Below are 15,902 nucleotides of genomic sequence, written 5' to 3'. Positions count from 1 at the left end.
CCCCACATGATGAACCTGTTTTAATACAACCTGCCTGATTTTGCAAATATTAGGCGGTGCATTTTTAGCTCGTTTGGCACCAGAAAGGCAAGGACTTATACCGTAAAGTGCGCATAACCCTTCGTGACAGCTATATTTCAATTACGGGGCCAAATGCCATTAAACGTCAGAATTTCATGCACTTAACACAAAAAACCTTACGTGGAATTTATTCCGACTCTCATCAAGGGCCAATTTTCGCACCACTCGAGGTCACACGCCACAAGGTCGCCCCACTTCTGTGCAAGATTCACAGGCACTTACTTTTTGCTGGCAGCCCCGGTTTGTAACATGAAGGTCACCGGCCCATCATTGACTAACGTCACCTTCATATCCGCGCCAAACATCCCACAACCTACGCTACCGGAGCCAAGCACCGAACGGGACTCAGCCACAAACAGCTCAAACAGGTCATTGGCCACATCGGGAGCAGCCGCCAGCGAAAAACCCGGCCGGGTTCCGGACGACGTATCTGCAGCAAGCGTAAACTGGGGAACAATCAGAAGGGAGCCCGCAATGTCCTTCAGGCTCAGATTCATTCGTCCCTGACTATCGGGGAAAACTCGGTAAGTCAGAATTTTTCGGCATAGTTCCCTTGCCTGCGCATCTCCATCTCCACGCTCCACCCCCAGCAGGAGCAACAGGCCCTGATCAATGGCTGCAATCTGCTCACCATTAACCTTGACACTGGCTTCCGATACTCGCTGGATCAGCCCTTTCATTCACATCCCTGAATTCCGTTGGGAGAGGTGGTCAACTCCGGGCGGGATTCTATCTCTGTGGATTCGCTATCGCAACCATACAAAAGTCAGAAAACCTACCCGGCCTGCCCGCGGAACTTCGCGACCACCTCTTCCACCCCACGGATCAGAGCATCGACAATCGCCGGCTCGGAAGCCGAATGCCCGGCATCCCGGATAATCCTCATATCCGCTTCCGGCCAGGCTTTGCTGAGAGCCAGTGCGTTATCCAGAGGGCAAACCATGTCGTACCGGCCATGCACAATAACCCCTGGAATATCCGCCAGTTTGTGGGCATCACGCACAATCTGATCCGGCTCCAGAAAAGCATTATTCATAAAGTAATGGCACTCGATCCGCGCCAATGCGATTGCTACATGAGGGTGGCCAAAATGCTCCACCACCCGGGGATTAGGATGCAGCGTTGCGCACCGCCCCTCCCAAACCGACCAGGCTTTCGCGGCCTGAATCTGCTCCAGCTCATTACTACTGGTGAGCTTGCGGTAGTATGCAGCGACCATATTCTCCCGCTCGCGCTCAGGAATCTGAGACTCGTAGTCCGCCCAGTAGTCAGGAAAAACTCTGCTCGCACCGTCCTGGTAGAACCATTCGATATCCTTTGGACGACAAAGAAAAATCCCCCTCAAAATCAGCCCCAGAACTCGCTCCGGATACGCTTGGGCATACACCAGGCTGAGGGTCGAGCCCCAGCTACCACCGAACAACAGCCAACGATCTACGCCAAGAAAGCAACGCACCGTTTCCAGATCTCTAACCAGGGCCCCGGTATCATTTCCATCAAGCTCAGCCAGGGGAGTTGACCGACCGGCTCCACGCTGGTCCATAAGGATGATCCTGAAGCGTTCAGCATCGAAGAAACGGCGATGATACTCTTCACACCCTCCCCCAGGCCCACCATGAATGACCACAACGGGTATGCCATCGGGATTACCACTTTCTTCCACGTAAAGCGCGTGAGGCGCATCAACGACAACGCGGTGCTGTGCATACGGCTGAATTTCCGGATAAAGAGTCAGCATGGGCAATTCCCGAGATGGATTTACCCGGAGTGTAGCTGAACACAAAAAAAAAGGGGCAGATCAGGTGATCTGCCCCTTCCGGATACCACTTGCCAGAATTACTTCTTGTTGGCGCGTTTCCGTTCGTTTTCAGTCAGCAACTTCTTGCGCAGACGGATAGATTTCGGAGTAACCTCAACCAACTCGTCGTCGTCAATGAACTCAAGTGCCTGCTCAAGGGTATGCTTGATCGGCGGAACCAGCGCAATGACTTCGTCTTTCCCTGAAGCACGCATGTTGTCGAGCTTTTTACCCTTGGTCGGGTTAACCACGAGATCATTCTCGCGGCTATGAATGCCGCACAGCTGACCTTCGTAAATATCCTGACCAGGCTCCAGGAACAGCTTGCCCCGGCTTTGCAGGGTTTCCAGAGAGTATGTCAGCGCAGTTCCGTTAGCCATTGATACCAGTACACCATTCTGGCGGCTGGTCATATCACCAGACTTGATCGGCCCGTAGTGACTGAAGGTAGACGTCAGAATACCGGTACCGGAGGTCATCGTCAGGAACGTATTCCGGAAGCCGATAAGCCCGCGAGCAGGAATTGTGTACTCAAGACGCATACGCCCTTTACCGTCCGGAGCCATGTTGGTCAGGTCGCCTTTGCGCAGACCCATCTGTTCCATCAAAGGCCCCTGGTGCGCCTCTTCAATATCAACAATAACGTTTTCGTACGGCTCCTGCTTTTCGCCATCGACTTCACGAATGACAACTTCAGGGCGGCCAACCGCCAGCTCGAAGTTTTCCCGACGCATGTTCTCAATCAGAACTGACAGATGCAGCTCGCCACGGCCAGACACTTTGAACTTGTCAGCGGAGTCGCCTTCTTCGACGCGCAGAGCAACGTTATGCAGCAGTTCTTTTTCAAGGCGCTCCTTGATATTCCGGCTGGTAACGTACTTGCCTTCCTTACCGGCAAACGGCGAATCGTTGACCTGGAACGTCATCGATACGGTCGGTTCGTCAACGGTCAGAGGCGGCAGGGCCTCAACGGCACTCTGATCACAAAGCGTGTCTGAAATATACAACTCATCCAGACCGCTGACACAGACGATATCACCCGCCTGAGCCTCTTCGACTTCAACACGCTGCAGACCCGAGTGGCCCATGATCTTGAGAATACGACCGTTACGCTTCTTGCCATCAGCGCCAATTGCAGTAACCGGGGAGTTTGCTTTGACCTTGCCGCGCATGATGCGACCAATGCCGATTACACCCAGGAAGCTGTTGTAATCCAGCTGGGAGATCTGCATCTGGAAAGGACCATCGAGATCAACGCTCGGTGCAGGCACATGATCAACAATCGCCTGGAATACCGCATCCATGTTGTCATCAAGGTTTTCGTGATCTTCACCAGCAATACCGTTCAGGGCGCTGGCGTAAACAATTGGAAAATCCAACTGTTCATCGGTCGCACCAAGCGCATCGAAAAGATCGAATACCTGATCAATGACCCAATCCGGACGGGCGCCCGGGCGGTCGATCTTGTTAACAACAACGATAGGCCGCAGACCTGCGGCAAAAGCCTTTTGGGTAACAAAACGAGTCTGAGGCATGGGTCCATCGATGGAGTCAACCACCAGCAGCACGCAGTCAACCATGCTCATCACCCGCTCTACTTCACCACCGAAGTCAGCGTGGCCCGGGGTGTCTACGATATTGATATCGTAGTCCTTCCACTTCAGGGCTGTGTTCTTGGCGAGGATGGTAATACCCCGCTCTTTTTCCTGATCGTTAGAGTCCATGACCCGATCATTTTCCAGCTCTTTCCGATCCAGGGTTCCGGACTGGCGCAACAACTGGTCTACAAGCGTAGTCTTGCCATGGTCGACGTGGGCGATGATGGCGATATTACGAAGCTTTTCAATCACAACAATAATCCTGCGGCATGCTTTCATTGACCTGAGAGGATCTACTGGAGCCGGGGCCCCACACATGCCGTCTCAAATCCGTAAAGTGAACCCATTGTCCGGCACCGGGCGGCACCAGCTCCGACTGGCGTAGCCAGACCGGCAAAAAATGAGGAGGCGCGCAGTATATCCGAAAGTTGATGACGTTAATATGTAGAAAAACGCCTATTCTTTGAACAGCGCCCGCACCACAATAAGGCAAATCATCATTTTGCGCACCTTTTTGGTGCTTTAGCCGCCCTTTTTTGCAGCGGAGGATGCCAATCTGGCGACCTAAGAACGCAGAAACCCCTTGTTATTACTGGAGTTTGCCGAATGCCCCAAAAATTGGCAAGCCCCTTGCTTTGCAGAATGCAGCCGAAATTTGCAGGTTACTTGCGAGAGTTTTTGATAAGCTGCGCAGACCTGAAAACCGATCGGAACTCGGGAGCCCCGAGCGATCCGGCACACCGAACATGAAACAGGCCCGCGACTGCGGGAAAACCGATGGAGCATGCACAATGTCCAAGACAGTTGATTTGATCAAAGAACACGAAGTCAAATGGGTAGATCTGCGCTTTACCGACAGCCGTGGTAAGGAACAGCACGTAACACTGCCTGCCACCGAGGTAAAAGAAGATTTCTTCACCGATGGCAAGATGTTCGACGGCTCCTCAATTGCCGGCTGGAAGGGCATTAACGAATCCGACATGATCCTGATGCCGGACGACGAAACTGCCGTACTGGATCCGTTCACCGAAGAAACCACCATCAACATCACCTGCAACATTGTAGAGCCTTCTACCATGCAGGGTTACGAGCGTGATCCCCGCTCCGTTGCCAAGCGCGCAGAAGAGTACCTGAAGTCTACCGGTATCGCAGACGGCGCACTGTTTGGCCCTGAGCCGGAGTTCTTCGTATTTGATTCCGTAAAATGGGAAGTGGACATGAAGGGCGCAAGCTACTCCATCCACTCCGAAGAAGCTGCCTGGGTTTCCGGCGAAGACTTCGACCGCAACAACATCGGTCACCGCCCCGGCGTTAAAGGTGGCTACTTCCCGGTTCCACCGGTCGACAGCCTGCATGACCTGCGCGGAGCAATGTGCGCGGCCATGGAGTCCATGGGCCTGGAAATCGAAGTACACCACCACGAAGTGGGCACAGCTGGCCAGTGTGAAATCGGCGTTGGCGCTAACACCCTGACCCGCAAGGCTGACGAAGTACAGATCCTCAAGTACTGCGTGCACAACGTAGCTCACGCATACGGCAAGACCGCAACCTTTATGCCCAAGCCGGTTGTAGGTGACAACGGCTCCGGTATGCACGTTCACATGTCTCTGAACAAAGACGGCAAAAACCTGTTTGCCGGTGACAGCTATGCCGGCCTGAGCGAAGCTGCCCTGTACTACATCGGCGGCATCATCAAGCACGCCAAGGCCATCAACGCCTTCACCAACAGCTCTACCAACTCTTACAAGCGTCTGGTTCCAGGCTTCGAAGCTCCGGTTATGCTGGCATACTCTGCCCGTAACCGCTCCGCTTCCATCCGTATCCCGTACGTAAACAGCCCGAAGGCCCGTCGTATCGAAGTACGCTTCCCGGATCCTTCCGCTAACCCGTACCTGGCTTTCGCAGCTCTGATGATGGCCGGCCTTGACGGCATCCAGAACAAGATCCACCCCGGCGATGCCATGGACAAGGATCTGTACGACCTGCCGAAGGAAGAAGCACTGAGCATCCCGACTGTTGCAGAAACATTCCAGGAAGCGCTGGACTGCCTGCAGGAAGATCACGAGTTCCTGACTCGTGGCGGCGTGTTCACCGAAGACATGATCGCTGGCTACATTGACCTGAAGCGCGGCGAAGTAGAGAAACTGAACATGACCACTCACCCGGTTGAGTTCGATCTTTACTACTCCTGCTAAAACAGCCGTTTTTCAGGATTTCAAAGCCCCGCCTCGTGCGGGGCTTTTTTTTATAACCGCCCCTCCCCGCTCCCCTTAACGATATGTAACCAACATCTCAACCCCAGGCGTTGAAATGCCTCAAGGGGCCACCGATAATCGAGAAAAATCACTAGAAGGTGTGCGTATGAACGCGAGTCACGGACTACTTGCCGCAGCATTGATCGCTTTGAGCGGCCCTACAGCCGCCGAGATCTACCGCAACGTGGACCAGTACGGGAATGTCACCTATTCCGATGAACCGTCCAAAGGTGCAGAGGCGATTGAAGTAAAACCGGTCACCACAATAACCCTGCCGAAACCCCAAACTGTGCAGGAAACAGAAACATTGCGAAAAGAGGTCAAGCGCGAGGGAGCCATTTACCAGGGCGTATCCTTTACGTACCCGAAAAACAATCAGGCCTTTCACAGCGGTAGCGGCGACATTCAGTTTGAACTGAAAAGTACCCCGGACCTACAGCCCGGCCACAAGTTCGAAGTTACCATCGACGGCCAGCCAGTAGGCCAGACCACCTCAGGGTCCATCACGGTCAGCAACATATATCGTGGCACTCACACAGCTCTCGTCCATATCGTTGACGAAAACGGCATTCAGGTAAAAAGCGGCACCCCCATCTCATTCACCGTTCACCGCCCCTCCGTCGCCAACTGATCCCACGAACACAAGCGCACTACTTTAGTGCGCTCGCACCAGAAAAAAGCCATACTCTGATCAGCAACAGGGCGACCCTTGCCGCCAGGCACGGCCTCTAAAAAGGGCATGCACCAGCTTACGGCATGCTATTGCTACACATAACTCCCCCGTGCCCGGACTTTGCTCATCAATTCAGACACAACCACGAAACTGGTTCGCTTTTTGCAAATATATAGGGGTTACCAAGATCACTATGTCGGACCAACGGAATTCACCCATGGCACTGTCCAAGGCCTACACCAACGAATACAAAAGCATTCTCGACAGCCTCACTACGGCCGTGTTGGTTCTGGAAGACAATCTCAATATCCGCTACCTGAATCCTGCAGCGGAAAGCCTCTTTGAAACCAGTATGACCCGCAGCAGCGGTCAGTCCTTCAGCGACATTCTGATCGACTCGGCAGATGCCCTGAAAACACTGTGGGCCGCCCTGGAAAACGGGCAATCCTATACTCGCCGGGAAGCGGAGTTCATTCTCACCAGCGGATGTCGGCTCACTGTAGATTACTCCGTCAGCCCCCTCAGCCTGGCCCCGACCGAACTCTTGATTGAAATCCAGCCCCGGGATCGCCTGCTTCGCATCAGCCGCGAAGAAGACATCATTTCACAACATGAAGCGACCCGCACACTCGTTCGGGGAATGGCCCACGAGATCAAGAACCCGCTGGGAGGAATCCGCGGAGCAGCGCAGTTGCTGGACCGGGAGTTGAACAGCGAAGATCAACGTGAATATACACGGGTCATCATTGACGAGGCGGACCGCCTGAGAAGCCTCGTAGACCGGATGCTCGGCCCCAATAAGGCGCTGAAGCTTGCCGAAACCAACATTCACGAAGTATTGGAACGCGTTGCCACTCTACTGGAAGCCGAAAGCCGGGGGCGGCTGGTGTTTCGACGGGACTACGATCCCAGCATTCCAGAAGTGACCGGTGACAAAGAGCAGCTGATACAGGCCTTCCTCAACATTGCCCGCAACGCCATGGAAGCAGCGTTCGAAAATCAGGATGGTCCTAGCAGCGACGAGCCGCCCACCATCACGTTCCGGACCCGAGCTCTCCGACAGTTCACTATTGGTCACCGACGTCATCGACTGGTATGTCGTGTTGATGTTATCGACAACGGTCCGGGCATTCCGCCCGAGCTTCTGCAGAACATTTTCTATCCGATGATCAGCGGCCGAGCCACCGGCACAGGCCTGGGCCTTTCCATTACCCAAAGCATTATCGGACAACATAAAGGCCTGGTTGAGTGTGAAAGCGAACCAGGACAGACCGACTTCATCATCTTCCTGCCCCTGGAGGAAACCCCATGAGCCAACCGGCAAACGTCTGGATTATTGACGACGACAAGAGCATTCGCTGGGTGCTGGAACGCGCCCTCACACAGGCCGGTATGGAGCCTCGCGTATTTGACAGCGGCGAGAGCATCATGATGCGCCTGGAACATGAACAACCAGATGCCATCATCAGTGATGTGCGGATGCCCGGCGTTGATGGCATCACCCTGCTCTCTCAGATCGTCGAAGTCCATCCCGATGTCCCGGTCATCATAATGACCGCCCACTCGGACCTCGAAAGCGCCGTTACCAGCTATCAGACCGGCGCCTTTGAATACCTGCCAAAACCATTTGACGTGGACGATGCTGTTGCTCTGGTCAAAAGGGCTGTAGCCCATAGCCACGAGAAGCGGGCAAATGCCGAGCCCCAACCAGATAGTGCCGCCCGCAACGCCGAGATTATTGGTGAAGCTCCTGCAATGCAGGAGGTATTCCGCGCTATCGGTCGCCTCTCTCATTCCAACATTACCGTTCTGATTAACGGTGAAAGTGGTACAGGTAAGGAACTGGTCGCCCAGGCCCTGCACAACCACAGCCCAAGGGCAAACCACCCGTTTATCGCCCTGAACATGGCCGCCATCCCCAAGGATCTGATCGAATCAGAGCTGTTCGGCCATGAGAAAGGCGCCTTCACAGGGGCCGGCGCCGCCCGGCAGGGTCGCTTCGAACAGTCCAATGGAGGCACTCTGTTTCTGGACGAAATCGGTGACATGCCGGCGGACACTCAGACCCGACTGCTCAGGGTATTGGCGGATGGGGAATTCTATCGCGTTGGCGGAACCACCCCCATCAAGGTTGATGTCCGCATAATTGCCGCCACTCACCAGGACCTGGAGAAACTTGTACAGGCGGGATCCTTCCGGGAAGACCTGTTCCACCGGCTGAACGTCATCCGGGTACACCTGCCCAAGCTTGCGGAACGCCGGGAAGACATCCCGAGGTTGATGCAACACTTCCTGAAGCGCGCAGCGAAAGAGCTGGCAGTCGAGCCCAAAATCCTGCGCCCGGATGCCGAGGAATACCTCACAACCCTGCCCTGGCCCGGCAACGTCCGTCAGTTGGAAAACACCTGCCGCTGGCTGACGGTCATGGCCAGTGGTCGGGAGATTCATATCGACGATCTCCCCCCGGAACTTCTGCACCAGGCGGAAACCCCCACGACAGGCACAACCTGGCAGGAGGGTCTGCGCGGCTGGGCTGAGCAGGAGCTTAAAAGGGGTAAGAAGGGCATTCTGGACACCGCCGTGCCGGAGTTTGAAAAAATCATGATTGAGACAGCTCTCAAGCACACCGGCGGGCGACGCCGGGATGCCTCTGTCTTGCTGGGCTGGGGACGAAACACGCTGACCCGAAAAATCAACGAATTGGGGCTTGATCACCCCGAAAGCGATGACGACTGAGCCGCCGGGCTCTTTGTTTTGGGGCAGGCCGAAAGGTTTGCCCCTTTTTTTATTTCTGCAAAAACAAAAGCCCCGCAAAACGGGGCTTCTATCGGATGCTCTACCGGTTTAGTGCGCGGTAAACCTTAAAACGGAATATCGTCGTCGAAGTCATCCACTGGCTCCGGCATGGAGCCCTGAGAAGGCTGGCTGTATCCGCCAGATTGCTGAGGCGGAGGATTACCACCCTGCTGAGGCTGACCACCCGCTGGCGCGTTGTAGCCCGACTGTTGTGGGCGACCTGCAGGGGCCCCCTGATTCATACCACCGTCACCGCGGCTATCCAACATTTGCATCTGGCCATTGATGTCTACAACCACCTCGGTGGTGTAACGATCCTGACCATCTTGCCCCTGCCACTTGCGGGTTTGAAGCTTGCCTTCAATGTAAACCTTGGAGCCTTTACGCAGGTACTGACCGGCCACTTCGGCGATCTTGCCGAACAACACAATACGATGCCATTCCGTCTTGGGTACCATCTGCCCGGTCTGACGATCCTTGTAACTTTCATCAGTCGCAAGGGTCAGATTCACAACGGCGCTACCGTTGGGGGTATAACGGGTATCCGGATCCTGCCCCAGATTCCCGATGAGAATAACCTTGTTTACACCACGTGCCATGTTCTGCTCCCGACTATCGTTTCATGAAAGCCCGCAATCCTTGCGAACCTCCGGATTTCAAGAACTGCTACCTTGCCGGACAAACGAAAAACCGGCAAGTAACCCCTCATCAAAATACTGTCGATCCACCTTGAGATACGCGGTGGCGGTATCTTCGACGATGACCACATCCTCAACCCCCGGCAACCCGCGGAGACGGTTGTCAATCTCGTCATACTGGCTCGCGACAACTTCCTTCAACTGTAACACGAAACTGGTGCTATAACCCGGTGCAGGCATCGTGATCGCGACAACAAGCCACAATGCCAGAACAGCAACCATGAACCAGAATACTCCCGTCATGCCAAGCAGGCCCATTAACGCCCCCCCCAAGGCCCCACCCAGGAAAGCCCCCAGAAACTGCGAGGTTGAATAAGCCCCCATGGCGGTGCCCTTAGCAGCCGCAGGCGCTTCTTTACTAATCAGAGAAGGGAGGCTCGCTTCGAGGAGATTAAATGCCATAAAGAAACAGAATAATGTTCCCCAGGCCCACGGGAGGCTGGCAGACACAACGGACAATCCTGCGGCGGAAAGCGTCAATAGCGCAATCGCACCACACAACACCTGCTTCATCTTCCTTTTCTTTTCACCAATGATAATGAACGGCACCATGGCGAAAAACGAAGTGACCATCACGCTCAGGTAGAACCACCAATGGGAGCTGCTGGGCAATCCCAGCTGATCCCTGAGCATCACCGGGAATACAAGGAATAAAGAAGTCAGCACGAGGTGCAAAGAAAAAATACCGAAATCCAGTCGCAACAATCGGCCATCTGATAACACCCGCCCCAGCATTTCCCGCGCAGGATGGGTATCGGCGCTGACTTTACTCTGGTGTGGGGTGGGAACCAGCCGGAACACAATCAGCAGAGCCAGAGCCGCGAGGATGGCTGTCGCGTAAAACAACCCGGACAATCCCCAAACCGAACCGAGAAGCGGGCCAAGCACCAGAGACACCGAAAATGACATACCGATGGAAATACCCACCGTTGCCATCGCCTTGGTTCGCTCCTGCTCACGGGTAAGATCGCTCAGAAGAGCCATCAGCACGCTCGCAATCGCGCCAGCGCCCTGGAGAACCCGACCGGCGATAACTACGTATATTGAATCGGCGGAGGCGGCCAGCAAACTGCCCGACGCAAAAAGAATCAGACCGATGTAAATCATGCGTTTTCGGCCAACTCTGTCAGACAAAAGGCCAAAGGGTATTTGCAGGAGCGCTTGGCTGAGACCATAGGCACCAATAGCGAAGCCAAGCAGAGCGGGCGTTGCGCCTTCCAGATCGGCCCCCAGTAACATGAACACCGGCATGACCATAAACAGCCCGAGCATGCGCATGGCATACACTGACGCCAGGGCCAGAACGGATCGCTTTTCCAGTGCGTTCATGGTGGCAACTACCTCAGCCAGGAGATGAATAATTCGAGTCGGGCGCCGGGGCCCGCAGGCGGCGCATTGTAACAGAAGGCAGGCAGTGGGCGCACAATCCAGATCATCCGGGCAATCACGCTTTCACGACCGCCGCTATAACGCGGTATACTTTCCGTTTTTTCTCTGAGCGAGGTTTTATGGACCGCATCCAGATCAAGGGCGCACGCACTCACAACCTGAAGAACATCGACCTGGACATGCCGCGGGACAAACTCATTGTCATTACAGGCCTATCCGGCTCAGGCAAATCCTCCCTCGCCTTCGATACCCTCTACGCCGAGGGCCAGCGCCGTTATGTTGAATCCTTGTCAACGTATGCCCGCCAGTTCCTTTCCATGATGGAAAAGCCCGATGTAGACCACATCGAAGGTCTGTCTCCTGCCATTTCAATCGAGCAGAAATCAACCTCACACAACCCCCGCTCAACCGTGGGCACCATTACTGAAATCTACGACTACCTGCGCTTGTTGTTTGCCCGGGCGGGCGAACCTCGCTGCCCTGACCACGGCCAGCCCCTTGAGGCCCAGACCGTTAGCCAGATGGTAGACCAGGTTTTGGCGATGCCGGAAGCAAGCAAGTTAATGATCCTTGCGCCAGTGATCCGGGACAGAAAAGGCGAACACCTGCAAATTATTGATACCATGAAAAGCCAGGGGTTCATTCGCCTCAGAATCGACGGCACCGTCTACGATATTGACGATGTGCCGGCCCTCGACAAAAAGCGGAAGCACCAAATCGACGTGGTTGTTGACCGCTTCAAGGTCAAACCCGGACTCGAGCAGCGCCTGGCTGAAAGTTTTGAAACAGCGCTCGAACTGGCCGACGGGATTGCGCTGGTTGCACCGATGGACGGCACCGGGGAAGAACATACTTTTTCCGCCCGGTTTGCCTGCACACAGTGTGGCTACGCTCTCAGCGAGCTCGAACCCCGACTATTCTCGTTTAACAACCCGGCCGGTGCCTGCCCAACCTGTGACGGACTTGGAGTAAGGCAATTTTTTGACCCCGAAAAGATCGTCCAGCACCCCGAAGCAACACTGGCAGCCGGAGCCATCAAGGGCTGGGACCGACGTGCCGTGTATTACTTTCAGATGCTGGGCAGCGTTGCAGAGCATTATGGTATTGATCTGGAAACACCGTGGGCGGACCTACCCGAGGACTTTCAGGATGTCCTTCTGAACGGTTCAGGCAAGGAGGACATAAGCTTCCGCTATGTCAATTCCCGGGGCCATATCATGGAAAAAGCCCACCCCTTTGAAGGCATCCTCCCCAATCTGGAACGGCGCTACAGGGAAACCGACTCACAGAGCATGCGGGAGGAGCTTTCTCGAAACCTCAGCACTCAACCCTGTAAAGATTGCCACGGCTCACGGCTCCGTCGAGGCGCACGTAACGTCTTCATCGAGGAACGCGCACTTCCCGATATAACCCACTTGCCTGTTGGCGATGCCCATGCCTACTTCGAAAGCCTTTCGCTGCCGGGCCGAAAGGGAGAAATAGCAGAAAAAATTCTCAAGGAAGTGCGCCAGCGCCTACAGTTTCTTGTCAATGTCGGACTTGAATACCTCACCCTCGAGCGCAGTGCGGACACCCTCTCCGGCGGTGAAGCTCAGCGCATCCGGCTAGCCAGCCAGATTGGAGCTGGCCTGGTGGGCGTCATGTACATTCTTGATGAGCCTTCTATTGGCCTCCACCAAAGGGACAACGATCGCCTGCTCGCAACCCTCAATCATCTGCGGGATCTCGGCAACACCGTCATAGTGGTCGAGCACGATGAAGACGCTATCCGCGCTGCTGACCATGTCATCGACATAGGGCCCGGCGCCGGAGTCCATGGTGGACAGGTTATAGCCCAGGGAACCCCCGGCGAAATTATCGAAAACCCCAGCTCCCTCACCGGCCAGTACCTGAGTGGAGCACGGGAAATCGCTGTGCCGAAAACGCGAAACCCTGGGTCAGGTAAAAAGCTGACACTCAAGGGAGCCTCCGGGAACAACCTCCAGAACGTAACCCTGAACATCCCATTGGGAATCATGACCTGTATCACCGGGGTATCAGGTTCCGGAAAATCCACGCTGATCAATGGCACCCTGTACCCAGTAGCCGCGACAAAACTTAACAAGGCCACGAGCCTGAGCCACGCCCCCTACCAATCACTGAAAGGGCTTGATCACCTTGATAAGGTCATCGATATAGACCAGAGCCCCATCGGCCGGACGCCTCGCTCAAACCCTGCGACCTATACCGGATTGTTCACCCCGATCCGTGAACTGTTCTCCGGAACCCAGGAAGCCCGCTCGCGGGGTTACAAACCCGGGCGTTTCTCGTTCAACGTGAAAGGCGGCCGATGTGAAGCCTGCCAGGGTGACGGCGTCATCAAGGTTGAAATGCACTTCCTGCCCGATGTGTACGTACCTTGCGATGTGTGCAAAGGAAAGCGCTACAACCGGGAAACACTCGAAGTCCGCTACAAGGGTAAAAACATCAACGAAGTGCTGGAGATGACTGTCGAAGAAGGCCGTGAATTTTTCGAGGCAGTGCCCTTCATAGCCCGCAAGCTTCAAACACTGATCGACGTCGGCCTTTCATACATCCGCCTGGGACAGAGTGCGGTCACCCTCTCAGGTGGCGAAGCTCAACGGGTAAAACTGGCCAAAGAACTCTCCAAACGCGACACAGGCAAAACACTCTACATCCTGGACGAACCGACCACAGGCCTGCACTTCTATGATATCCAGCAGTTGCTGAATGTACTGGAGAGGCTACGTGACCACGGCAATACCATTGTGGTGATCGAGCACAACCTGGACGTGATCAAAACCGCAGATTGGATTGTGGATCTGGGGCCAGAGGGCGGTTCCGGAGGCGGACAGATTATTGCAGAGGGGACACCAGAAGAAGTTGCCGAGAACCCCGCATCCCACACGGGCCGCTACTTGAAGCCCATGTTGAAGCAGTAATTGGCGGGAAATGAAGAGCTCTGTCGGCGAGGGAGTGGGGCTTTATTTTCTGCCGGAAAAAGATGTCTGAGCGAAGCGAGTTATTTTTCCAAAGAAAATAAACCCCCACTCCCTTGCCAGCCACCCGAGCCAACAGCCTACTAATTACATACAACCAAGGCACAAAAAAACCGGGAACCTCACGGAACCCGGTTTTTCTGGTTGGCCGAAGCCGAGGAACTTACTCCTCGTCTTCGTCCACCTCTTCCGCTTCAATATCCAGCGGACGACCTACCAGCTCAACAAACGCCATAGGCGCGTTGTCGCCAGCACGGAAACCGCACTTCAGGATACGAAGGTAACCACCCGGACGCTCGCTGTAACGGGGACCCAGCTCGTCAAAGAGCTTGGCAACCGCTGCATCGCTACGCAGGCGTGAGAACGCCAGACGACGATTCGCGACCGAATCATTCTTGGAAAGCGTGATCAAAGGCTCAGCTACCCGACGAAGCTCTTTAGCTTTCGGCAGCGTTGTTTTGATCAGCTCGTGTTCAACCAGTGACGCAGTCATGTTACGGAACATGGCCTTGCGATGCGCACTGGTCCTGCTGAACTTACGACCACTCTTACGATGACGCATTGCTCTGATTCCTTACCTTAAACTAATCGGCGATTAACCGCCCAGAACCCGGTCGTCGCCACGAAGGCTAGCCGGTGGCCAGTTATCGAGCCGCATACCGAGGGATAAACCACGGGACGCAAGAACGTCCTTGATTTCGGTTAGCGACTTTTTACCAAGGTTAGGCGTCTTCAGCAGCTCAACTTCTGTGCGCTGGATCAGATCGCCGATGTAGTAAATGTTCTCAGCCTTCAAGCAGTTAGCTGAACGCACTGTCAATTCCAGATCATCAACCGGACGCAGCAGAATAGGATCGATTTCTTCCTCTTCCTCTACGCGCTCAGGCTCTTTCTCATGATCGAAATCTACGAACACAGCCAGTTGCTGCTGGAGAATGGTCGCCGCCCGACGAATTGCTTCCTCCGGGTCGATGGTGCCATTGGTTTCCAGGTCAATAACCAGCTTGTCCAGGTCGGTACGCTGCTCAACCCGTGCGCTTTCTACTGCGTAGGCTACGCGGCGAACCGGACTGAAAGTAGCGTCCAGCTGCAGGCGTCCGATGGCGCGGGTTTCGTCTTCGTCGAGACCGCGCTGGTCGGCAGGCTCATAGCCGCGACCGCGACCAATCCGGAGACGCATGTTAACTTCACCATTTTCACTCAGGTGACAGATAACGTGGTCGGGATTAGCGATCTCGACATCATGATCCAGCTTGATATCACCGGCTGTAACGGCACCTGGGCCTTTCTTGCTGAGCGTAAGCTCTGCATCGTCCCGGCCGTTCATCTTAACGGCGACGCCCTTAAGATTCAGGAGAATCTCAATAACGTCTTCCTGGACACCCTCAATGGCGCTGTACTCGTGCAAGACGCCGTCGATCTGCGCTTCAGTTACAGCGCAGCCCGGCATCGAAGACAAGAGGATGCGACGCAGTGCACTACCCAAGGTATGACCGAACCCTCTTTCGAGAGGCTCAAGTGTCACCTTGGCTCGTGTAGCACTCGCTTCCTTCACGTCAATGGTACGAGGTGTCAATAACTCATGTACTGAACGCTGCATAGACGCCCCTATCTG

General features: G+C 54.9%; 12 protein-coding genes. 5 read left to right on the top strand and 7 right to left on the bottom strand.

Annotation, left to right across the window (positions count from 1 at the left end):
* Positions 1-299: 299 nt before the first annotated feature.
* The 3 genes from dtd to typA form a co-directional block, all read right to left on the bottom strand.
* Positions 300-761 (bottom strand): D-aminoacyl-tRNA deacylase, encoded by a 462-nt coding sequence (gene dtd, locus FWJ25_RS15785; RefSeq protein ID WP_149601227.1) that lies wholly within the window; start codon positions 759-761, stop codon positions 300-302.
* A gap of 95 nt (positions 762-856) precedes the next feature.
* A complete protein-coding gene (gene pip, locus FWJ25_RS15780; RefSeq protein WP_149601226.1) occupies positions 857-1,819 on the bottom strand; it encodes a prolyl aminopeptidase in 963 nt (320 codons plus the stop codon).
* A gap of 98 nt (positions 1,820-1,917) precedes the next feature.
* Complete coding sequence (gene typA / locus FWJ25_RS15775; RefSeq protein WP_149601225.1) at positions 1,918-3,729, bottom strand: translational GTPase TypA; 1,812 nt, start codon at positions 3,727-3,729, stop codon at positions 1,918-1,920.
* Between the two features lie 539 nt (positions 3,730-4,268).
* Between typA and glnA the strand changes: the two genes are divergently transcribed.
* The 4 genes from glnA to ntrC all read left to right on the top strand — a co-directional run bounded on the left by glnA (position 4,269) and on the right by ntrC (position 9,141).
* Positions 4,269-5,672 carry a glutamate--ammonia ligase gene (gene glnA / locus FWJ25_RS15770; protein ID WP_149601224.1) on the top strand — a complete coding sequence of 468 codons (1,404 nt, stop codon included), beginning with the start codon at positions 4,269-4,271 and terminating at the stop codon, positions 5,670-5,672.
* Positions 5,673-5,838: 166 nt separating this feature from the next.
* On the top strand, positions 5,839-6,363 hold the full coding sequence (locus tag FWJ25_RS15765; protein ID WP_149601223.1) for a DUF4124 domain-containing protein: 525 nt from the start codon (positions 5,839-5,841) through the stop codon (positions 6,361-6,363).
* A 259-nt stretch (positions 6,364-6,622) separates the two neighbouring features.
* On the top strand, positions 6,623-7,717 hold the full coding sequence (glnL, locus tag FWJ25_RS15760; RefSeq protein WP_149601222.1) for a nitrogen regulation protein NR(II): 1,095 nt from the start codon (positions 6,623-6,625) through the stop codon (positions 7,715-7,717).
* On the top strand, positions 7,714-9,141 hold the full coding sequence (ntrC, locus tag FWJ25_RS15755) for a nitrogen regulation protein NR(I) (protein WP_149601221.1): 1,428 nt from the start codon (positions 7,714-7,716) through the stop codon (positions 9,139-9,141). Before glnL ends, ntrC begins: the two co-directional genes overlap by 4 nt.
* A 125-nt stretch (positions 9,142-9,266) precedes the next feature.
* Here the strand turns inward: ntrC and ssb are convergent, their stop codons facing one another.
* Positions 9,267-9,800 carry a single-stranded DNA-binding protein gene (ssb, locus tag FWJ25_RS15750; protein ID WP_149601220.1) on the bottom strand — a complete coding sequence of 178 codons (534 nt, stop codon included), beginning with the start codon at positions 9,798-9,800 and terminating at the stop codon, positions 9,267-9,269.
* Positions 9,801-9,857: 57 nt separating this feature from the next.
* A complete protein-coding gene (locus tag FWJ25_RS15745; protein ID WP_149601219.1) occupies positions 9,858-11,228 on the bottom strand; it encodes an MFS transporter in 1,371 nt (456 codons plus the stop codon).
* Positions 11,229-11,407: 179 nt separating this feature from the next.
* Here FWJ25_RS15745 and uvrA point away from each other — a divergent pair, with 179 nt between their 5' ends.
* Positions 11,408-14,230, top strand: coding sequence for an excinuclease ABC subunit UvrA (gene uvrA / locus FWJ25_RS15740; RefSeq protein ID WP_149601218.1), 2,823 nt, complete (start codon positions 11,408-11,410; stop codon positions 14,228-14,230).
* 220 nt (positions 14,231-14,450) lie between these two features.
* On the opposite strand, the gene rplQ is transcribed toward uvrA, so the two are convergent.
* Together rplQ and FWJ25_RS15730 are read right to left on the bottom strand one after the other, a co-directional pair.
* Positions 14,451-14,849 carry a 50S ribosomal protein L17 gene (gene rplQ / locus FWJ25_RS15735; RefSeq protein WP_149601217.1) on the bottom strand — a complete coding sequence of 133 codons (399 nt, stop codon included), beginning with the start codon at positions 14,847-14,849 and terminating at the stop codon, positions 14,451-14,453.
* Between the two features lie 33 nt (positions 14,850-14,882).
* Positions 14,883-15,887 carry a DNA-directed RNA polymerase subunit alpha gene (locus tag FWJ25_RS15730; RefSeq protein ID WP_149601216.1) on the bottom strand — a complete coding sequence of 335 codons (1,005 nt, stop codon included), beginning with the start codon at positions 15,885-15,887 and terminating at the stop codon, positions 14,883-14,885.
* Positions 15,888-15,902 lie beyond the last annotated feature (15 nt).

Source organism: Marinobacter salinexigens (assembly GCF_008370345.1).
Taxonomy (GTDB): Bacteria; Pseudomonadota; Gammaproteobacteria; order Pseudomonadales; family Oleiphilaceae; genus Marinobacter; species Marinobacter salinexigens.
This window is presented reverse-complemented; position numbering and strand designations above follow the sequence as displayed.